At 55.8% G+C, this 21233-nt stretch carries 18 protein-coding genes; 4 read left to right on the plus strand and 14 right to left on the minus strand.

All coding sequences use genetic code 11. The annotated features are described in order from the left end of the window. Window positions 1-1503: hypothetical protein (locus tag D1646_RS10300; RefSeq protein WP_243154117.1), on the minus strand; the 1503-nt coding region annotated here is incomplete at its 3' end. Between the two features lie 135 nt (window positions 1504-1638). On the opposite strand from D1646_RS10300, the gene D1646_RS10305 reads away from it, so the two are divergent. Then, window positions 1639-2163, plus strand: coding sequence for a VanZ family protein (locus D1646_RS10305; protein ID WP_160636379.1), 525 nt, complete (start codon window positions 1639-1641; stop codon window positions 2161-2163). Between the two features lie 19 nt (window positions 2164-2182). On the opposite strand, the gene D1646_RS10310 is transcribed toward D1646_RS10305, so the two are convergent. From D1646_RS10310 to D1646_RS10340, 7 genes are all read right to left on the minus strand, one after another. Further along, window positions 2183-2860, minus strand: coding sequence for a hypothetical protein (locus tag D1646_RS10310; protein WP_347565186.1), 678 nt, complete (start codon window positions 2858-2860; stop codon window positions 2183-2185). Further along, a complete protein-coding gene (locus D1646_RS10315; RefSeq protein WP_160636381.1) occupies window positions 2848-3150 on the minus strand; it encodes a hypothetical protein in 303 nt (100 codons plus the stop codon). Before D1646_RS10315 ends, D1646_RS10310 begins: the two co-directional genes overlap by 13 nt. Then, a complete protein-coding gene (locus tag D1646_RS10320; protein ID WP_160636382.1) occupies window positions 3143-3412 on the minus strand; it encodes a helix-turn-helix transcriptional regulator in 270 nt (89 codons plus the stop codon). The genes D1646_RS10315 and D1646_RS10320 overlap by 8 nt, the downstream gene beginning before the upstream one ends. Window positions 3413-3427: 15 nt before the next feature. Next, window positions 3428-4555: a C39 family peptidase gene (locus tag D1646_RS23945; protein ID WP_347565187.1), complete on the minus strand. Its 1128-nt coding sequence runs from the start codon at window positions 4553-4555 to the stop codon at window positions 3428-3430. 402 nt (window positions 4556-4957) lie between these two features. Then, the gene (locus D1646_RS10330) at window positions 4958-6973 is read right to left on the minus strand and encodes a hypothetical protein (protein ID WP_160636383.1); all 2016 of its coding nucleotides are present in this window, start codon (window positions 6971-6973) and stop codon (window positions 4958-4960) included. Continuing rightward, window positions 6960-7535, minus strand: a complete 576-nt coding sequence (locus D1646_RS10335; protein WP_160636384.1) for an MT-A70 family methyltransferase — start codon at window positions 7533-7535, stop codon at window positions 6960-6962. The genes D1646_RS10330 and D1646_RS10335 overlap by 14 nt, the downstream gene beginning before the upstream one ends. A 58-nt stretch (window positions 7536-7593) precedes the next feature. Then, entirely contained in the window at window positions 7594-7965 is a 372-nt protein-coding gene (locus D1646_RS10340; RefSeq protein WP_243154118.1) for a hypothetical protein, read from the minus strand. 114 nt (window positions 7966-8079) lie between these two features. Between D1646_RS10340 and D1646_RS22685 the strand changes: the two genes are divergently transcribed. After that, entirely contained in the window at window positions 8080-8241 is a 162-nt protein-coding gene (locus D1646_RS22685; protein ID WP_201754627.1) for a hypothetical protein, read from the plus strand. After that, window positions 8234-8638, plus strand: coding sequence for an MmcQ/YjbR family DNA-binding protein (locus D1646_RS10345; protein ID WP_160636385.1), 405 nt, complete (start codon window positions 8234-8236; stop codon window positions 8636-8638). The genes D1646_RS22685 and D1646_RS10345 overlap by 8 nt, the downstream gene beginning before the upstream one ends. Here D1646_RS10345 and D1646_RS10350 read toward each other — a convergent pair. Then, window positions 8620-9237, minus strand: coding sequence for an HD domain-containing phosphohydrolase (locus D1646_RS10350; protein WP_160636386.1), 618 nt, complete (start codon window positions 9235-9237; stop codon window positions 8620-8622). The two genes, D1646_RS10345 and D1646_RS10350, sit on opposite strands and share 19 nt — an antisense overlap. A gap of 50 nt (window positions 9238-9287) precedes the next feature. On the opposite strand from D1646_RS10350, the gene D1646_RS10355 reads away from it, so the two are divergent. Continuing rightward, entirely contained in the window at window positions 9288-9620 is a 333-nt protein-coding gene (locus D1646_RS10355) for an antibiotic biosynthesis monooxygenase family protein (protein ID WP_160636387.1), read from the plus strand. Between the two features lie 46 nt (window positions 9621-9666). Here the strand turns inward: D1646_RS10355 and D1646_RS10360 are convergent, their stop codons facing one another. The 5 genes from D1646_RS10360 to D1646_RS10380 all read right to left on the minus strand — a co-directional run bounded on the left by D1646_RS10360 (window position 9667) and on the right by D1646_RS10380 (window position 21197). Further along, window positions 9667-14415 carry a SpaA isopeptide-forming pilin-related protein gene (locus D1646_RS10360; protein ID WP_160636388.1) on the minus strand — a complete coding sequence of 1583 codons (4749 nt, stop codon included), beginning with the start codon at window positions 14413-14415 and terminating at the stop codon, window positions 9667-9669. A 3-nt stretch (window positions 14416-14418) separates the two neighbouring features. After that, entirely contained in the window at window positions 14419-17958 is a 3540-nt protein-coding gene (locus tag D1646_RS10365; protein ID WP_160636389.1) for a SpaA isopeptide-forming pilin-related protein, read from the minus strand. Window positions 17959-18097: 139 nt separating this feature from the next. After that, entirely contained in the window at window positions 18098-19249 is a 1152-nt protein-coding gene (locus tag D1646_RS10370; protein WP_160636390.1) for an S-layer homology domain-containing protein, read from the minus strand. Window positions 19250-19455: 206 nt separating this feature from the next. Continuing rightward, a complete protein-coding gene (locus D1646_RS10375; protein ID WP_160636391.1) occupies window positions 19456-20280 on the minus strand; it encodes a sortase in 825 nt (274 codons plus the stop codon). Further along, window positions 20277-21197, minus strand: a complete 921-nt coding sequence (locus D1646_RS10380) for a hypothetical protein (protein ID WP_160636392.1) — start codon at window positions 21195-21197, stop codon at window positions 20277-20279. Before D1646_RS10380 ends, D1646_RS10375 begins: the two co-directional genes overlap by 4 nt. Between the last annotated feature and the right edge of the window lie 36 nt (window positions 21198-21233).

Below are 21233 nucleotides of genomic sequence, written 5' to 3' on the forward strand. Positions count from 1 at the left end.
AATCAGGTCGTTGGCCACATCGGTGGCCCAGAAGATACCGGGGAGCAGCAGGTCATCAGGCATCCCGGAGGTGTCCAGCACGATGTACTTATTATTGAGGTCAATATCGTTGCGCTGACCCATGGCCGAGGCGGAGCCGGTAACGTATCGGGCCAGCACTACGGCCAGGTGCTTTGTCTCCGGGTTGCCGGAGAGGACTTCATACCAGTCCGGCAGGATGGGCATCTCCACAAAAGCCCCGGTTTCATCGGTGATGGTGGCGTTGTCGAAGGTAATCCCGTACCGCCGGTAGCACTCCACCAGAGAGGAATCCAGATGGTTTTTATCTTCATCCGAGAGGTCCCGCTTCTGGAGGGAATACCAGATAATCAGCCGGGAAATCTTGTCGGCCAGGACAGAATCGTCCCGGGCGGCCATGTCTCGAAGCCCGGCATAGCTGTCCAGGGATTTTCTCCGGATGGCCATGATGTTGGGGCAGTCTTTGGAGGAGGGCGACAGCCGTAGGTACAGCCCGCCCAGCAGCTCGCACAGGGGGCGGAACTCGTGGCCTTTTTTCGGCACAATGAAAATGACCCGCTTGCCCTGCTGCCGCAGCCGCCCACCTAGACACTGGAGGGTAAAGGTTTTGCCCGCCCCGGAGGAGCCGCCGATCCAGCAGTTGCCGTTGGTGTACTTGTAGTCGTCAAAAAAATCCAGGAACACCGGAGAGCGGTTGTAGAGATTGAGGCCCAGGAAAATACCGTTGCGGTCGCTCAGCTCGTAGGAGGCGAAGGGGAAGGCTGCGGCCACCCCGCTTGTCAGGGCGTTGCGCCGGGACTTGCGCTCCACATCCGGGTCCAGGGCCAGCAGCGGGAGCATAGAGAGAAACGCCTGCTCGTTCTTGTAGTCGCAGCGCCGGGCGATCATGTCGATGGAGACGCACAGCTTCTCCACCGCCGTCACCCGCTGCTCCAGTGTTTCAGCGTCCTCCGCCGTGACCTCAAGGAGCGTGTGCATATAATAGAAATCCTCCCCGTTTCGATTCATGGCATCCTTCAGGTAGAGTCCGGAACTAATCGCGCTGTCCAGCTCCTCGAAGTCCTGGCGGGTGTCGCCCACGTCCCGCATCCGGGAGCGGTTGACCATGGTGGTCTGGGCGATCTTGGACAAGATCTTTTCTTTGGACTGGCGCTTGAAGATAAAACTGAGGTTGACGCCCTCCCCGGCTTCCACCAGCGGAGCCAGCCAGCAGGAACCCACGGTAGTGGAGTAGCCGTAGCCGGCGACGTAGAGGCAGGCATGAAAAATGCCGTCCACTACGATGTAGTCCCGGCTCTTGGTGTCGATGGTGGTGGGAGAGAGAATGTCCAGAACGGTGGTGGACCCAGCCTCCAGCTCGGTGAGGTCGGGCTTTTCCTCGCCCATGATTAGGCGTTTGAGGGAAAACTTCTGGTCCTGCTTTTTGACCGGAGGTTTCTTCTTTTTTGCCACCTTTGCTGGTAGCTTTGCTGTTTTCTTTTGCATTTTTTACTCCTTCTAAATGTTACGACCACAATTTTTCAGACCTTGAACAGGGCCGGATAGTATGATATAGTTTAGAAAATGAAACAGTCACAAACTGGAATTTGAGTAGAGTGGTAAATGGAAAGGACTGCTACAATGAAGTACCTGATAAAATATTTCATAGACTTTATAGCGTTGATTTTCCTGTATGCTTTCGTTTTTTTTAGGAAATGGCGGGTCCAAGGCAGAGATGTCCTGCTTGTCAACACTCTCATATATGCCTATCTCTCGTTAGTGCTCTTTTTTACTATGATGCCGATAATTGTATCTATCCCATTCATGCTGGACCACCCCTATAAGCCCATGAATCTGGTGCCATTTATTGATGTTTCTTTGGGAAGAGGAGATTTTTTCAGGCAAGTAGTCTTGAATGTTATCATGACCTTGCCCTTTGGTTTCCTGTTTCCTCTGACCCGGGGCAAAAGGGCCATATTTGGAGTGACGGTGTTTTTCTGCTTTTTAATGAGCTTTAGTATTGAGATCTTACAGCCGTTTTTTGACCGCTCCTCGGACATCACGGACCTGATTACGAATGTAATCGGCGGAGCTTTGGGTTATTTCCTTTATGCTATTTTTAAGCCGGTCACCGTTTGGGCCTTGGAACATTTGAAAACCAGATGAGGGCTGTTTTTCGTGCCCATTACTCATAAATCCCGTGGATGGCAGTAGTCATGTCAAAGACACCCTCGGGCAGTTTGACCCGCTGGCTGGTGCGCTTGTTGATGATCTCGTAGAGCAGCTTCAGGATGAAATCATCGGAGAAGCGGGGCTCCAGCACCTCCAGTTCGCACATGTCCAGATACCGCCGGGCGGTGTCCGCCTCCTCGTTCAGCCGCTGGATGATGGCCCCAACGCTGTGGCCCTTAGACTTCATGTTGGCCTCGTACTGGAAAATGAGAAAGAAGCGGTGGCGGATGGCGTCGCTAGCCACCCCCTCACCAATCTGGGTGATGTTGTCCTCGATCATCTCCCGGCAGCACTCGTTGTCCTCGTGTTCGGCGTACTCCCGCATCCGATCCACATAGGCGGCGGTATCGGCGGGCAGCGTCCGGGCCTCCAGCTGGAGACTGTCCGGGGCGATCTTCAGGTAGGCGGCGTAGCTGGAGATGATGTTTTGCCGGTCGTTGGGCGATTTGAGGTAGATGTTCACCGGCAGCACCTCCAGAATCTTGACAAAGCGGTTATCCCGGGTCACTACCACCCCGCCCACGATGTTCTTGATGGGCAGCCAGGCCTGGATGCTGTCCCGCCAGGCCCCGCCCCCGGCGGTTTTGACAATGCCGCCGAAAATCAGTTCTTTTACGTTCAATTCTTGCACTCCCCTCGGTAAAAAATCAGGCGGCGTTTTTTCCGCCAATGCCACCAGCAGCCAAGCCAGCGGGTCAGGCTGTCATCGCTGATCCCGATGAGCCCGAAGCCGCCGATGGGTACGATGATGGTCAGCGTGACCATGATCTTGGGTGTCAGAGCCAGGGGCAGCAGGACGACGCACAGGTACAGGGTGGGCAGGGTGAGCAGGACGGCCTCGATCATGTTGCGAATTTCAAACAGTCCCATAACCCGGCCGGCATCGGTGAAGTTGGTAGGGATATAGTAGGTCTCATTCATCTGGGACACTCTCCTTCCTTTGGAGCAGACGGCCTTTACAGGCCATGAAGCTCCGTTTTAACGCGCCGATTCGCTCATGCCGCTGGGCGATCACGGCGGCCACAGCGGCCCCCAGCTTTTCCTCCAGGCGGGGCGTGGGGGAAATTTCCCCCAGCTCCGCCCGGCTGATGTACTGGTTGGACAACCCGGAGACCGCCGAGAGCTCCGACAGCGGAATGTCATACCGCAGACGCAGCGCCCTCAGATTTGTTTTTCCTTCCAAAGTGTTTGCCCCCTCTCATGGAGACAGGACCCAGAACGGTCCGCCGGCAGAGCCAACCTTGCGGCTGGCCTCACTGGTGACGATTCTCAGGTCCCACTCCTTGTTGCTCCGTTTGACGCTGGCCGGGTCGGCCACCAGAAGCTTCCCTTCCTCGGTAACGCCCCGCAGGACGATAAAGTGTCCGCTGTTGGTAAAGTGGCCCTTGGACATAATGGCGATGACCAGCTTACCCTCTTGCAGAGCCTCCACCAGCTTTTTTCCATCCCGGCCAATGTTGGTGACGGTGAGACCATAGTGCCGGCCGCCGTTGGGAATCAGGCTGTGATAGCTCCCGCTGCCCTCGCACATACCACCATTCGCCACGGACCACTGGGCCACATCGTAGGGTGTAACCTTATTATTGGTCAGGGAGGCCACAGCGATAGCCAGGGCCGTGGGACCACAGCCCGCCCGGCCGATGGTGCTGGTCTTGCCGTAGGATTTATTTCCCCAGCGGGCATCCGTCTGATTGTAGTAGACCACGGGGGTCTCAGCATTGGAAAATACAATGTCGCCGTAGTCGGTCCCGTAGTAGCCTGTGCCATCCGTATCACCGATGGACACCCGCTGGTCCTCCTCCATGACGGAGTAGAGCAGCGAGGCCCAGTCCTTCTCCGCCTGAGAAAAGCCCAGCCGGTCCATGTAGGCCTCCGGGGTCAAGTCCCAGACGGAGATATTCAGCACCCGGTCAGTGATGGAGGCGGAGTAGTCCAGCTTGCCAAAGAGCAAATCCTCCAGAGCGTCGCCGTCCATGACGTTAAGGTCCTGCTTATACCGGACAGAACCGATGGCGATAAGCCAGTTCTGATTCATGCCCCCTGAACCGTCCGTCACCTGGTAGTCGTCGTAGTCGGAGAAGCCGGGGAGGATGCTGTTGACTAAGCGTTCCAGGGCTGATTGATTTTTCTGTGCAATATTCTGGTATGCGTTGGTCAGCCGCCGGGCGGAGGCGGTAAAGTCCGCCACCCCCTGATCCATGGCGCTGTTGTAGCCGAACATGGTGTTGGGCAGCGCCGTGAAAATCAGCATGGGCAGGAGCAAAACAGCGGCCAGAACACCTGAAATGATTTTGGGCAGGATAGATGTAGTTTTTGTGCTATACACTTGTGGGACCTCCTTCCCGTTTGGTCTGTCGTGTGGGCTTCTGTTTCGATGGCCCGCCGCCCAGCTTTTGGCTCGGTGGTGTACGGGAGCTTGGCGCAGTTCCTGCCATGCCGGGGCGAGAGACGGAGCCGTCGTTCTTCATCGGGGGCTTGTCCTTCCCGGAGGCCCGGCGCGGTTCCTGCTGTGCCGGACTGGAGCTCTGTGCCCCGGACGGGGGCACGGTTGGGGACAGCGGAATATTCCTGCTGTGCCGGGATTCAGTAGGGGGAGGCCGCTGGGTACTGCGGGCCTGCTTTCCTGCTGTATCGGACTGGGAGCCCGGCGCACTGCCACCGGACAATTTGGTGGCTGGAGGTGTCGCTGTTCCTGCTATGCCGGGACGTGGGACATGGCCGCCGCCTTTCACTGGAGGCTTACCCTTCCCGGAGGCCTGACGGTGTTCCTGCTGTGCCGGACTGGCCCCCTGCCCCCCAAACGAAGGCACGGCTGGAGACGGCGGGGTATTCCTGCTGTGCCGGGGCGCTGGGTACTGCGAGTGCCCATTCCTGCTGTACCAGGCTGAGGACCTGACGCACTGACACCAGGCTTACCAGCAGTCGGAGGTGTTCCGGTTCCTGCTGTGCCGGATTGGGTGACTTCTGTTTTCTGTGAGATTTTGGAGGATGTACCGCCAAAGCCGGTTCCCCTGGCCGTGCCGCTTGGCTGGCCGCCGAACGTACCGCCGCCGCGGGGCGTCTCTGTTTTTGCTCCAGCTCCGCCAAAACCACTGCGAGTATCGCTGAAACTGCCGCCAAAACCACCGCCGCGCGGAACACCCTTTCCGGTAAAGCCTCCACCCCTGGGAGCACCAGCGAAACCGCTGCCCCTGGAGGTATCCTTGGAGAAACCTCCGCCACGGGGAGTACCCTCGCCAGTGAAACCACCGCCCTTCTGGGCGTTCCTGAAGAAGCCGCCTCCCCGGCCCCCGGTAAATCCACCGCCTCTGCTGGGCGCGCTGCCTGTAAAGCCGCCGCCCTGCGGTCCGTGGAAGCCGGTGAATCCTGTGGAGCTGGAAGAATTTCTCTGGGAAGTGGATTTTTCTGTTGTCTGTCCGTCAGACGGCCTGACATAGCCGGGAGCCCGATGCGTACCGGGCTGTACGGACGTTTTCCTGCTGGACTGATCTGTGCGGAACATGCCGCCCGGTCCCATCGTGCGGCTGTCCGTTGTCCGCTCCCGCGTTGAGGTCTGCTGTTGAGTTCCAGGCTGGGAGTGGGATGTATTTTGCTGGGTCTGCTGGCTTTGGGAAGTATGTTCCTGCTGAGTGTTGGACTGCTGTGCCCGACCGCCGCCATAGCGGGGACCTTCAGCTGCCTGTGCCGCCGCTCCGCCGATTCCTCCTACAGCTGCGCCAACCGCAGCACCACCGATTCCGCCAACTGTGCTCGCCGCTCCTGCTGCACCGAAACCCTTGAAGGCTCTGCTTGTCGCGCCTTTACCTACGCCGGCACCCTTGCCAACGCCTGCCGCCGCTTTTCCGGTCAGCCCCAGTGCGCCGCCGATCCCGTTCGCCGCCCCCTTTGTCACCATGGACAGAGCAGTTCGGAATACGGTATAGGCGATTACGCCGGGGAGGCTGGATTTGTTTCCGGTAATGGCCGGATTCAAGCCAATGCGGGTGATGATCTCATCTGCTTTTTTCGCCACCTTCACAATGCTGATAATGAGCACCATCCACAGGAATACATCCGGGAAGCTGGGGACGGTGGACACCACTGAGAGCAGCATTTTGAAAAAGACGATGTTGGTGGCCATGAGCAGACACATGCTGCCGAACATCCGACACCAGCCGGCGAAAATCTCCGATGTGCTCTTGCTGCCGCCCATGGCAAAGGCCAGCGGAGCGGTGATGGTGAGCATAGCCAGCACCATATACCGCTCCGCAACTTCCAGCAGCAGAGAGAGCACCATGAACATGGTAATAAGGTCGAAGATAATAACCAATATCCAGGAGGCGGTAAAGACACCGATCACGCTGCCATCCACCAGTTGGACATTGATGGCGTCTGGAACTTCCAGCAGCGCAATCACTGTGCTGGTCAGCCCCAGGACTGTCTCACAGATCTGCGGACTGGCCAGGAGCAGAAAGCCAAATACAAAGGTCCGGGCAAAGAGCAGTTTGGGGTCCTCGCCCTCGAAGCCCAGCCCGGAGGCCATGCTCCGCAGAGCCTGGAACACCAGGTTGCCCAGCAGCAGCGCCCAGCCCACAGCCAAAAGGATTTGCTGTATGTCCCCCATGACGGGGATATGGGTCTTTAAGTAGGCAAAATCCAGACTCATGACGCCCAGAAGGGACGACGTGAAATAATTCCATATGTCCAGAATCAGGCTGTAGACCCACTCAAAGAAGCCTTGAAAGATAAATTCAAGCAGAATCAATCCCTCCTATATCATTTCCCCAGCAGTCCCACCCTGGCCGCTGCCGCCTTGCGAAAAGCTCTATCCTCTCTGCGCCACAAAACATATCTTCCAGCATTTCGTAGGCGCAAACTGGCTTGCAGCTATGGTATGAAGCAGGTTCCCGCATAACCGTTGTGTACTTGCCAAAACATTCCCGTCTCGGCATCAGAATGCTATTCGGCTTATAGAACCACAGCAGATATTCATGGCTGAATCTGACAGTAAACGCAGGTGCAATTCCATTTTCCTTATCCCAAATGAAACGGGCATGGAGTTTATACCCACGTTTTTCCATCTGGACTGATGTTTCCAGTAAAAACTTGTCTATTGTCCAAATGAATATGTTGTGCTTTTCACTTGTTCGCGCAAAAAACGGGTCTTGTGTCTTAAAGCAGCCATCCACCGACATAGTCGGATAATCAAGCTGTCTGCCCTGATTGGGACGGCATCTCCGAATATTTCCTTTCTTTTGCGGCCATGGAGGATCCGTATAAATCAGGTCGTACTTTTTATTTGTACTGAATACATCTGTAATTATCATTTTGCTTTTGACAATAAAGTCGTAACTCCCCCCTTTTATAATTTCCTGCGGGATAAGGTCAGGGCGTCAGGGTAGCCAGGCCACTAAACAGCGGGGTTACATAGGCAATAAAGGCCCCGATCCCGTTAATAATCATCCAGGCGATCCAGATACGTTTAAGCCAGTCCCAGGCCTGATCCACCTTGTGCTGGTTATTGGACAGCTTAGCGCCCACCACGGCCACAGCAGACATCAGGCCAGCCAGGACAGTACTGACGCCGGCGATTTTTCCGTACACATCCACGATGATCCGGTTGGCGACAGTCCACATATCATCCAGGGCAAAGGCGGGCGTCACCATGCAGGCGCACAGCACGACTGCCACCATCGTCTGGGTGTAATATTTGGGGAGCCGGGGGCCGAGCCGCCCCCAAAAGTTTTGTTTCTTCAAAAGATACCCCTCCTTCGGGTGTAAAAATAGAGCGGCCTGGCCACTCTTTCCTGCGGGGATTGACAGTTGATAATCAGCAAGAAAGCTGATATACTGATTCTCCGGGTGATGAAAATGATTTTTGTATGCGATAAGTGCCGCTTTATCTTCAGCCGCACTGTTGAGCCGGAGCAGTGCCCCGACTGTGGGAAATACGCTGTCCGTGAGGCCAACGAGATGGAGCGGCAGGAGTATGAGGAACACTTGAAAGAGTTCCAGGGGGATGAAAATGGCTGAATACTCGCAGCGTGGACGTATCACACAGTACATACAGGAAACCTTCGGAACGGAGGCGGAATATCTTTGGGCAGACAGTCCAGGCAATGCAGTATTCCGCCATCCCACCAGTAAGAAGTGGTATGCTGCCATGATGCGCGTTCTCCCGGAAAAGCTGGGCCTGCCAAGTGGCGAAGCCCTCGACATCATGGACATAAAATGCGATACCATCATGATTGGTTCCCTTCTCTCGACGAAAGGTTTTTTCCCGGCATACCACATGAATAAAAACCATTGGATCTCTATTGTTCTGGACGACTCCGTTTCCGATGACCAAATCATCCCGCTGCTGGAATTGAGCTATGACAGCGTTGCCCCTAAACGTAAGAAAAAGCAAACTCAGCCAGCGGAGGAGTAGACAGTCTGGGAGATTTCACCGATGTGCCGGGCGAAGCAGGCCAGGAGCAGCGGATTAAAGATACCGCAAGCCCCGGACAAAATCATGTCGCTGGCCTGTTCTTTGGGATAGGCTGGTTTGTAGACCCGAGGGTGAATGAGAGCATCAAAGGCGTCCGCCAGCCCCACCACCTGCACCCAGGGAGTGATTTTCTCCCCGGCCAGCCGGTCCGGGTAGCCGTTTCCGTCCCAACGCTCATGGTGGTGGCGGCACACATCGCAGATCAGCGGAAACACCTCGCATTCCCGGAGTTCCGGGATACGCTCCAGCAGGTCACAGCCTTGAGTAGTGTGGGACTTCATGATGGAAAATTCCTCTTGGGTCAGCTGGCCGGGTTTGTTAAGGATTTCCTGCGGGATGGCCCGTTTGCCCACATCATGGAGCAGGGCAAGAGCGGCATAGAGATGAATTTCTTCCGCAGTCAGCGGTGGAATGAGAGCAGCGGCGGAAAAGGCACGCAGAAGCCGTTCTGTCAGGTGTTCAAACTGTACGCTGTGGGGAGACTGGTCAATTAAAAGCTGTTCCCGGCGCAGGACAGTAAATGTGGATTCTATGTTCAAATTGGTCACCTCGTTGATAGGATAGAGTAAACAATAGGAGGACTTCTCTTATGAGCATCGTAATAAATCTGTACTATACAGGAGAAAACGGGAATGCCCGCAAGTTTGCGGAAGAAATGGAACGCAGCGGGACCGCCGGTTTGATCCGTCAGGAGAGTGGAAATGAGCGGTATTCCTATTTCTTTCCTATGGACGATCCTGAGACAGTTTTGCTGATTGACATCTGGAAGGATCAAGTCTCCATTGATATGCACCACGCTTCCCCAATGATGGACACCATCGCCAATCTGCGGGAAAAGTATGATTTGCATATGCGGGCAGAGCGATATATTACAGATACAGACGGGATTCCTTTTGCTGACGCACAGTTCATAAGGCATTAAACCGTAGGGACGATCCTCTTTTGAAGAGGACCGTCCCTCTTTTGATTTAGTAGCCTGTCTTGGGGAGCGTGGGAATAACTGTGTTGGTCAGCTTGCGCACGACAGTGACCCAGCTAGCCTGGCCGGTCTGCCAAGTCCCTTGATACTTGCCGCCCACGTCAGCCCGGTTGATGATCTGATAGCCGTTGGCGATAGTGCCCAGAACCTGAACCGTCAGCGTGGGATTGCTGGTGGACTGGAAGCCCACAGGCACTTTACCGAAATCACAGTAAATATCCGTGACATACTCGCCTGCCTGCATGGGAATGGCGTTCAGGCTGAAGGAGTAACTGCTGCTGGTAATCAGGTTGGACGCCAGTACCTGGTAGGTTCCGGAATAGTTGGTCTTGTAGAGGATACGGTAATTCAGCCGGGCACTGTAGGTCCCGGTGGTGAACACCGTGGCCCGGGCCGCGTCGGTGGGAATACGATCATGCCAGTAAAACTCAGAAAGTGGCACGTTGCTGGTGTTGGCGATGGTGAAATTATACCGCATCTGGCTCCCGGCCAGCACCTGGTTGTTGCCCCGTTTGGTGATAACCACACCCAGATTGGAGGGCTTATCGTAGTCGCTCACCTTGATGATCTGGCCCGAATACTCCAAAGTTTCATCAAAGGTCTTGCCGCTGACCTGCCAATAGGCGGGAGCGGTAACCTCAACAATTTTATACCGGCCCAAAGGCAGGGGCTTGGAGGCGGCCACGCCGCGGGCGTCCGTGTTGATATAGTCCACCACTTTTCCGCTGCGGGCCTCGCTGATTTCATACACAGCGCCCTGGAGGGGAGCGCCGGCGGGTGTGCCGGTGACCTCGTTGTACTCGGCGGCGTACTTGCAGACTTGGATTTGGCCTGTGATGGGCACGTTTTCCCAGGTAATCTCAATGGTTTTGCCCGGCTGGACATAGACGGTCTTGTACTCCTTGTCCAGCTCATAGCCGGGGGCCGCCTCTAATTCACGAATATAAAGCCGTCCCTTGCCCTGTACGGTGAGGTCGTCGATGTAGATATACCCGCCATCGTCCGTGGTGTACTCGCCAATGGGATTCTTGTTCTGGTCATAGAGCAGGAATTTTACATCATAGATTCCCTCGCCGGTGACACTGTTCACCTTATGAATAATGATGCCTGAGAAGGGGGCGTTGGTCACGGTCAGAGTGGTGGTCTTGCCGTCCTGGATGGTGAAGTAGTGGGGCGTGCTGTCGATCTTGAATCCCTCCGCCGCCTCGATCTCCACAGCATAGAAATCGCCGGCGTCCATGGGCAGGAATACCCGGCCATTATCCCCAGTGGTGATGGTATCCACCAGCCCGCCGTCCATCTCTCGGATCTCAAAGGTCACGCCCTTGATGCGCTGGGATTTGTCCGACTCGGAAACCTTAATCAGCTCCAGGCCGCCCACAGGGGTGTTGTAGAAGGTCAGGGTCTGTGCCTCACCCTCCTTGATCTCAATGGACTTCGGCGTACCGTCCAGCACGAACCCGTCTACTGTGGCGGTTTCTTTCGCCGTAATAACCGTGCCCGGCTTCAAATCAGAGAGTACAATGCGGCCATATTCGTCCGTTTTGTAGATGCCCTTGTTGGGGCCAACATAGGCGCCGCTGCTATCGGTGATCAGGAACTCGACTCCGGCCAGAGGCTTGTCCTTGGTGCCAGTCACCAGCTTCTGAATCGTGAGCGTCGTTCCAGGGGTATTGTAGACGGTGAGCGTCTGGGTGTCTGCGGGATTCACCGTGACCACCTGCCGCTTTGTTCCGAGGTCGATGGTGAATCCGGGCAAGGTCCTGACTTCCTCGACCACGATGGTGCCCACAACCGGGACCCGGATTTCTCCATTCAGATCGGTTTTATAGAGTCCCAGGGAGGACAGATGTCCATAGGCGTCATCCACGAACTCGCCGGAAGCATAGCTCAATTTGAACTCCACCCCAGCCAAAGGCTCAGAAGTGAGCTTGTTCAGTTTTTTGATAACGAGATACCCGGTAGGCTTATTGACAAAACGGAGCGTCTGCCCACCTTCGCCGCCCTTGATCTCAATGCTCTTGGGGGTGGAATCCAGCACCACGCCGTCCGGGACCTTGAGTTCCTTCGCGGTAACAGTAATTCCCGGTTCCAGATTGGGGATCACAATGCGGCCGTTTTCATCGGAAATGTACTCCCCGTTGTTGGACCCGATGACCGCACCGCTGGAATCCGTCACCAAGAAGGTCACACCCTTCAAGGGCTGTTCACCAGTTTCAGTTTCAAGGTATTTTTCTATGGTCAGCGTGGTCTTGGGCAGATTCTCCACAGTCAGGTCATTGCCGCCGCCCCCAACTGTGCCTGTGTTCCCGCCGTTACCAGCTCCGCCGCTGGATACGCTGTTGCTGCCGTTGCGGACGATGATAGTCCGGGGTGTGGGGTCAAGAACATAATTGGAGGGGACCTTGGTTTCCACTACTACGACGGTGGAATTGGGCATGAGGCCGGTTACAGTCACAGTCCCGTCCGCCCCAGTGGTGTAGCGGCCCAAGACCGTCCCGTTGCCGTCCTTCAAGGTGAACGCAGTGTTGGGTACAGGCTTCCCGGTGACTGCGTCCAGTTTTCGGAGCGTCAAAGAACAGAGGGGCTCATTGTACACGGTGATCGTCTGCGTGTCGGCGGGATTCACCTTAACTGTCTGGATCTGAGTGGCTGTGTCGATGACATGGGTGGGGGGTGTCTTGACCTCCTTGACCACGACCGTTCCCACCACGGGGACCCGAATTTCTCCAGCGTCATTGGTCGTGAACCGGCCCTTGCTGGACAGATGGCCAAAGGCGTCGTCCACGAAGCTGCCGTCAGCGTAGGTAAGCTCGAACTCAACGCCTGCCAGCGGCTGCTTTGTAACAGAATCCAGTTTGCGGACCACCAAATATCCGGTTTTCTTGTTATAGAAGCGGAGGATGTTCGCCCCGCTGTCGCTGATTTTGATGGTCTTGGGTGTGCCGTCCAGCACCACGCCGTCAGGAACCTTGATCTCCCGTGCGATGACCGTAGTACCGGGCTGTACGCCGGCGATGACCACCCGGCCATCCTCACCGGAGATGAACTCGCCGTTGCTGTTGCCGATGACGGCCCCGCTGGAATCGGTCACAAGGAAGGTGACGCCCTTTAGCGGCTTGTGCTCGCTGCCTTCCTCCTCGATATACTTTTCGATGATCAGGGTGTTCTCTGGGATGTTGTAAAAGTACACGCTCTGGTGGTCTCCTGGATTCACCACAATGGTCTGACTCTTGCGGTTTTCGTCGATTAGGTAGCCGGGAATGCTGGAGATTTCGGTAAAAATCAGCGTCCCGGTCACACCACTGATGTTGATCTGGCCCTCGGAATCGGTATAATAAATTCCGTTAGAGGACAGCTTGCCGCCGATGTTGTCCACGACCTGACCATCCGCGAAGGTGATCTTGAAGCCCACGCCCTCCAGGGGAGTCCGGCGGTCCACGCTGCTGAATTTATAGAGCGTGACAGACCCCTTGGGCTTGTTGCGGAACTCCAGGGTGACGGTCTGGCCCGCCTTGATGGTGGCGGTCTGGGGCACGTCGTCCAGGATATAGTTCTCCTTGGCCCTTGTTTCACGCACCACGATGGTGGTTCCGGGGGCGATATTGGAGATCAGGATAGTACCGGCGCTGTCCGTCACGAACTTACCGTTGGCGTCGCCCAGCATGGTCCCGTGGCTGTCAGTGATAAAAAATTCACAGTCGCTTAACGGCTCATGGGTCATAGAATCTATCTTCTTGATTAAAATGGCCCCCTTGGGGCTGTTGCCAAAGTAGAGCTGCACCACATCCTGCTCCTTGCCGGAGATATAGGCGGTCTGGGGTGCGGTTTCCATGACGTGGTCGCTGTCGCTGGCCAATTCCTCGACGAGGTAAGCGCCCGCTTTGAGGCGGTTGATGGTGAAGGAACCCCCAGGGCCGGTTTTATAGGTACCGATCACCGTGCCGCCGCTGCCACTGGTCCCGGACATATACTTGACCTGGAAAATGGCTCCTTCAACTGGCTCCTTCGTCACGGAATCGTACTTCCATACAACCAACGCACTGAGAGGGGTGTTCTGGAACCGGACAGTTTTGCTCTCATTGCCGTGGATGATAACCGTCTGTGTAATGGGTTCCTTCAGCTGGAAGCCGTCCGCCGGTTCCACCTCGGTGATGGTGAATTCGCCGGGGTACAGCCGCTTGCCCAGCTCGTGGACTTTGATCTCGCCTCTGGAGTCGGTAAACGCTTCGCCATAGTCAATGGTGGCGGGGGCCTCCGCCGCCTCGCCGTTGCTGGTATAGGTGATGTGGAATTTAGCGTGCTCGATTGGCTCCCCGGTGATAGAATTTTCCTTGAAGATCGTCAATTCAGGCGCTTTGCGGTTGCGGAACACGAGGGTCTTTTCATCATTTGCGCCCAGGGTAATGGTCTGGGTGCGGTCAGCGTCTTTGTCCGGGATGTAGTAGGGAGAGGGAACGGACTTTTCCGTTACCTCATACACACCGGGGTCCACCCGCAGAGAAACGGTTCCGTCCGGTCCGGTTTTCCAGTTGTCCTGATAAGTTCCGTCCAGGGCCTTGACAGTCAGAACAGTGTTGGGTATGGGCTCCTGACTGTCTGCGTCAATTTTCGAGAGGATAAGCAGGGGCTTCTTGTCGTTCTTCAGCCGAAGCTCCGATGTCCGGTTAGGAAACAGCTCAACATGGTGCTCTGTCTCATCCAGAATGTAATCGGGCAAGGTGGCAATCTCAGTCACAGACTACATTCCTGGTTCCAGATCCTCCACAAAAATCTCACCGCCGTTTTTGGTGGTGCGGTCCAGATACCGGCTGCCGTCCTCGATTTTGGAAATACGGAAGGTAACGCCATCCAGAGGAGTGCCATCCGCGCTGGTCTTGATCAGGCGGAAACCCGGCTTCTTATCGTTGCTCAGTCGCAGTTCCGATGTCTTGCCGGGGGACAGCTCAACATGGTACTCCGTTGTATCCAGAATGTGATTGGGCAGAGTGGCGGTTTCCTGCACCGAGTAGATACCCGGCTCCAGGCCCTCCACCAGAATCTCACCACCGTTTTGTGTGGTACGGTCAATGGAGCGGCCGGCATCCCCAATAGGGGCAATCCGGAAGGTTACGCCATCCAGAGGAGCACCGTCTGCACTGGTCTTTACCAAGCGGAAACCGGGCTTCTTCGTATTGGTGAAGACAAACTGGGCTGTGTCATTTGCTTTCAGATGTATAATGCGCTGGGCATCGTCAATAACATACCCAGCGCACTCCACCTCAGTTACTTCATAGGCCCCCATAGGCAGATTGGACAGGTCGATTTCTCCGCTGCCGTTGGTCACAAATTCCTGCGGCCCAAAGCTCCCGTCTACTGCCCGGATGCGGAACTTAGCGTTGGGGATTGTCTTGGAAGGGTCGGAGCTGTCCACCTTCACCAGTTTCATGCCTGGCTTGGTGTCATTGAAGAAAATCAGCTCTTTTATACCGCCGCCGGCGACCAGCTCCACCTCTTGATAGCTGGTATCCAGGATGTGACCCTCATCACCAGTGTCCACCTCCACGGCCCGGTAGGTTCCGGGCTCGATGCCGGTCAGTAAGATTTCACCTTGGCCCTTTGTCTCATACCGGCCGATGGAAGTCCCGTTGCGGAAAATTTCAAAGGTGACCCCATTCATGGGCTGGTGGCTCTGCCGGTCATACTTTAACACCCGTAGTCCGACCTTGGCCAAATTCTTGAAAACAAGGGGCCCGGCGGGGATTGGGTTTCCGTCCGCGTCCAGCTCCAGCTTGATCTGCTGGACCTCGCTGGTGGGTTCATAATTGGGGGGCGGTACGATTTCAGAAACGACGTACTCTCCGGGCTTGATATACTTGCCCGCCGCTTCCGTGGGGTCCCACCACTGGACGGCCTCCAGCTCACCAGAGGCGTTGGTGTCAAACTCATAGACCCCGTTTACCACAGAGCTGAACTTGAATGTGGCAGGACCAACTCCCTTGTTGGTGTTGGCGTCCCGTTTGAACAGGATCGCCTTGCCGGGAGTAGGTTCATCAGGGGGCGGCGGAGGCGGGGGCGGCTCTGTCCCATTAGTAAAGGTGGCCTTGGCAATACTACTGGTGGTGGTGAACTTTTTCGCTGTCATATCAGCAACGCCGCCTGTGCCAGTAATACTGGTCAGCTTGGAGGAATCATCCTCTGTTACCTCACAGCGGAAAGATGGATCAGCTACAAAATCAATATGGATTGTTTCATCGGCTTTCAGCGTAAATTTCAGGCCATTTGCAGTCTCTGTTACAGCTTTAGTAGCTGTATAGCTGGTGGGGGAACCAGCCGTATAGTTTATAGTAAAACTCCATTCCTCACCTGATGGAATTTCTGCCCCCGCTTTTTTGGTTACTTCCAAAGATGGCCTTAATGGTTCACTTTCAAAGTTAAAGGGACTGAATATATGAAGGCCAAAGGAACGCCGTTCTGAAAAGATGGTATCCCGAATGGGTCTAGCGTACTGAATAGTATCCACGTAGCTGTCGCACTCCCGGAAACCGTTGGTGGAGTGCAGTTCCTCACCGGTAGGGCTACCGTTTTCGTCCAGCGGATATTCCAGGAACTGGTTGTCCTTGCCCTGGTGCATCCAGCGGGCCATGTTTACAATGGTGGACATCTGGTCATGAATGAGACTGCCCTTTCCGCTGCCTTCGTTATTGTAGAGCGTGTAAGCCATCATGTCCCGCAGGGTGTAGGCGCGACGGCCACCGTCCGGGTCCACAAAGATGCCGCCTGTCTCCACAATAATCCGGTATTTAGTGCGCAGATTGCCGTCCGCATCATGGACATACTCCGACCACCGTTCCATCGCTTCATCTTTACTCCAGCCAGCGACATCGCCGCCCGCACCGTCATCGCCCTCGCTCAGACGGTTCAGCAGATAGAGAAATGCGTCGTTGGCCTTGTAGACCTTATAAAGGTTTCCAGGAGTGACAGACTCAGCGTCGGTGCCCCACATAGAGGTGTAGTCACCATCCCGCCAGCCGCTGGACCAACTGTTGGAATTGCAGTGGAACATCTGCTCTTTCTCCTGGTCGGTGATACCGCTCTCCGCCTGAAACTCATCGGCAGTTGTTACCCAGCGTTTGTTGTGGCCGCTGGTTGCTTCATAAGAATACACGCCATGCGCTACAGACGGGCCAGCCATCAGTTGAGCGGCATCTGCACCCACGCTGTTATAGCGTACCGCCTGAGAGTTATACCAGGTAACCTTGCTCCGGCATTCATCGGCGGACCAGCCCTTGCTCCAAACTACGTTGAGGGGAGTACCGACGGTATGCCAGGTGCTCCAGTCATCGGTGCTGATGTCAGTCACAACGCCTTGGGGAAATTCAATTAAAGTGAATCTGAGAAATGTCCGATCTGGATCGGTTTTCCAATCCACATTGGAAGTACTTGGCTTTTTTCCTCCAGGGCTGCCAGGGTTGTAAGCGCCCACACCTCCAGTAGGATCACTGGCGCTGACCTTGGAGGGGGCTCGTTTGACACTCTGCGGGCAGAACACCGCCAGGGTGACGCTGGGGTCTGCACTGCATGCCCGGTCCACGGAGAAAGGCAGGTTGTAGCTGAGGTCGCTCAGACTGTTGTCCGCCGCTTCATACTCTGTCCAGGCGTCGAACTTCTGGTACCTCACTCCATCTAAAGTATAGTTGTGGAGTTGGATAGGGTCACCCTTGGCCCGGTTGATACTCACGTTTTGCCCGGACTGACAGACCACCAGCGTTTCGCCGCTGCTCATGGCCTCTTGCTGAAGCAGGGCCAGCTGTTCGGCCAGGGCGTAACTGCCGGGAATGGCATATTCAAACCGGGTCAGCCGGGAATTGAACTGCTTGCCGCTATCCCGGTCATAGGTGATGCTTGGGAGCACATCAGGCAGATTGACCAGGATGCTGTCCTTGTCAACCCAGCCGGTGCCATCCAGGGTGCCGCCTGTCCAGCCGCCATTCTGGTAGCCGACCTTCAGTCTGTCGCCGCCCTTGTCCTCCAGAAGGGCAAAGGGCACAGCGGTGGGAATGGTGGTTGCCTGAGCGGTGCCGTTCTCGGTTTTATAGACGGTGAGAGCTTCATCGCCGCCGTTCCAAGCGGTAGCGCCTGCCACATTCAGCTCGAAGCTGCCAGTGGGGGCGTAGGGGTTGGAACTGCCATCCGATGTGTCGGCAGCGAAGACTGCAGCCGGGAGCATACCGGCTGCCATAATGACTGCCAGCAAACCGGAGATTGTCCGTCTCCAGTGAGTTTTTATGCTTTGCAACATTAAATTTTCCTCCTTATAGCGGATTTTGGGTGCAAAAAAGGACCACACAGAATTGTGCAGTCCTTATAGTCTTGATACCTCGCATGTGATTGGGACTATTCATGTGAGGAATTGGTGGCTTTAAGTGCATTTGTCCTCCTTAACTGTTATCTTTGGGCCATACCTCAACGCTGTTTCCCGTATAAGGTGTGCCCTTTGGGTAACGCGTCCAGACCTCGAGGTGATGGGGGATTTGTCCACCACTGAACCCGGTCAAGCTATAACTTCTGAGATTTGCATGGTCTTTATCTGGCCACCAAATGGTCTCTCCGCCGTTTCCATCGGTATAATGGAATCGCCCTTCTTCATTTGGTGACTCTAGTGAAATAACTGCATGGCCTACCTTTCCATCCGGACTAACTACAAACACAATGTCACCAGGCCGCAATTCACTAATGTTGTCCAGCTTGCGTCCAGGGTTGGCAGTGTCCCCAAAGATCAAGGAGCTTACCATGCTGGCATAGGCCCCGCAGCCGTAGGTATTGCTGACGTGATAACTGCGCATAATCTGGCCGCTGATACTGCTGGGGACCTCGTTCTTGTGAGTGTTCAAGGTGTTGTGAGTCCCCCAGATGGTGCCGATGGGCCAATCTTTCTCAATCTGCTGAAGCAGCTCCAACACATTTTCCTCCGTAATGGGTTTGCCATTGGTGAGGTAGCCGTCTCTGAAGCCTGACGCGGTAGACACGCTTCCTGCGTTACCGCCGTTCAGAGCCCGATAGATCAGGACAGCGATATTTCCTCGGGTAATAGAAGGCCCTTCTGCCGCACTTCCTGGGAGCAGGCCCAGCTCAGACGCCTTGCCACAGGCGGTAGCGTAGGTCCACTGGCTGGCGGGGCAGTCCAGATACCGGAGCATGACGGTACAGGCTGCTGCCGGAGTTACTGGATCGCCAGGACCAAACAGCTTGTTTCCGTATCCAGCCATCAGCTTTTTTTCAGCGCAGTAGCCGACGAAGGGCATTGCCCACTCCGGAACATCGGTAAAGGGGCAAATGGTCCGGTAGTAAGCTACGTTCCGGTCCATATCTCCGGTTTCATTGGAGAGCCGGGTCAGAATCACAGCCAGCTCCGCTCGCGTCAGGCCAGAGCCAAGGTTCAGGTTACCGTTCTGGTCGCCAGTCAGGATTCCATTCTCCTTCAGCCAGGCGGCCGCCGTTTCCTGCTCTGTCTGAACGCCTGCGGCTAGGGCAGGTACAGCCAGTGACAACGCCAGTGCAGTACACAGCAGCAAGGTCAAGATCCGTTTCATTTTCAACACTCCCTTCACGCTCATAACTCAACTTTTCTTGCTTGTTTCCTGGTATAATTTGAGCATAATACGAAACTTGCCCCCTGTCAAAGGATTATTTTAAATCCCTTTCCCGATATTTTGGACTTAGCTGGATTTGTGTAATTGTTTTTATTTTGCCTACAATTTTTGGCTGATTCACGCTCAAAAAGTCGTTTGTAAACCTTTTATGAACGGACCTCCACCGCCTGTACAACGACACGGCTCTCCGGGTGGTCAGCCAGGCAGGTGGTCAGGGTAATGCGGTTGTCAGAGGTGGCCTGGAGATAACTCCAGTCGGTGTTGGAGATAACCTTTACCGTCTCAACCGCATAGGTACGGGTCCCATAGATGGTGGTGTAGGTGATGGTATCTCCTCGCTCCAAGTTCTTGATGGAGCCGATAGCGTACTTGGTCCCCCGGTTATGGCCGCACGCTCCGACATTGCCGTCCCAGGCGGAGGTGGAGCTATAGTGCCCCAAGCCTTTCTTTATGCTGGCGTTAGTCTCACCCTCCCACAGCTTCATACTGATCTTGAGGGACGGAATCTTGATGGTGCCGATGCTGCCGTCCTTGTAGGCCATCCCGTCCAAGCTGGTGTAGGCGGGCTGCTGGACGGTGGGGGTAGTGGGAACAGTGGGGGGCTGAGTGGTGGAGCCGGGACTACTGGCCTCTACCAGAACGGTGATAGGCCCGCCGCCAGCCACTCCATAACCACCCCCACCTGTAGCCATAGTTTGTTGAAGGCCGGGGAGGATGGTATGCTCCATCACGCCGGTCATGGTGGTGGACTGGACACCGTACTCCAACTCTGGAATTTGGTAGTCTACTACGTTCCTGCCACCATAGTTATACTGGCTGCCGTAGACATCCTCATAACTGGTGCTCTTGTAGTAGTCTTGGGGGGCATCCGTAGTAAAGGAGTAGTCCGCCGCTGCGTAGGCGGAGGGGGTCAGGGCCAGCAACGCCAGCGCGGGCAAGATCGCTCGGGTCAGAATGTTCAGCTTTTTCATGTCGATTCCTCCTGTTCGTGTTCAGATTCGTCCTCCAGTTCCTCCTCCTGGAGTTGCCGCAGGGCCCGGCGGGAGCGGAACAGCAGCACCGCAAGGGTAGCGACTGTCCCCACCCCCAGGACGCCCAAGGCGTAGGGTAGGACCTTCCCGGGCAGACCGGCCACGCTGATGCCGCCCCGGTTGGCGATTAGGCCAGAGCCCTCCATCTCTGTCCCCAGGTAGGTCACCTTGTAGGTGATACTCTCTACATCGCTTCGGGTGACCTCACCAGTGTAGTCAGCAGAGGTGACGTACCCGGTGGCGACCTTGTGGTAGGACTTCCCGGAGTAGGTGGCCACAGCCTGATAGGAGGCCGGGGACAGAGTATCGCCCACCAGATCGGTGCCGATGACCTGCCAGTCTACGTTGGACAGGTTCAGCGTCACACCGTCCTTGACAGTGGTGGCCGGGATGTAGGACATGTCGTTGCGGTCCAGCGGCCCGATGGTCTTGGTAGCGGTAACATTCTTGGCCTGGCTGGTGTAACCGGCGGCCTCGGTACGGATGGTAGTGTGGTCCAGGGTCAGGACACCGGAGTAAATGCCGTCGTTGTAATCCAGCGTGGTATCCAACTGCTCCAGGATCTTGCCCAGGTCCTTGGTGTCCGTCTCCAGGGTCACTGTCTCGGTGTGGTACTTCCGGTCCGACACCTGGTTCTCCTCCTTCACGATGTCCGCGAAGGTGTAGCACCAGCCCTCCTGGTCAAAGGGTTCCTCGATGAGCTGCTGGGGGTCGGCACCGGGGGGCAGGGTGTAGGTCTTGATGAGCTGCTGGCTGCCATTGAGATTCTGGATGGTGGTGTCGGTGGGCACCTCCAGGGCGCAGGCGTTGGTCACCAGGGCCGCCGCCAGCAGCAGACAGGTAAGCAGTCTTTTCATCTCCGGTTCCTCCTTCTCCAGAAAAATACCGCACTG

Origin of the sequence: Pseudoflavonifractor sp. 60 (genome assembly GCF_009911645.1) — a bacterium.
Classification (GTDB): Bacteria; Bacillota; Clostridia; order Oscillospirales; family Oscillospiraceae; genus Lawsonibacter.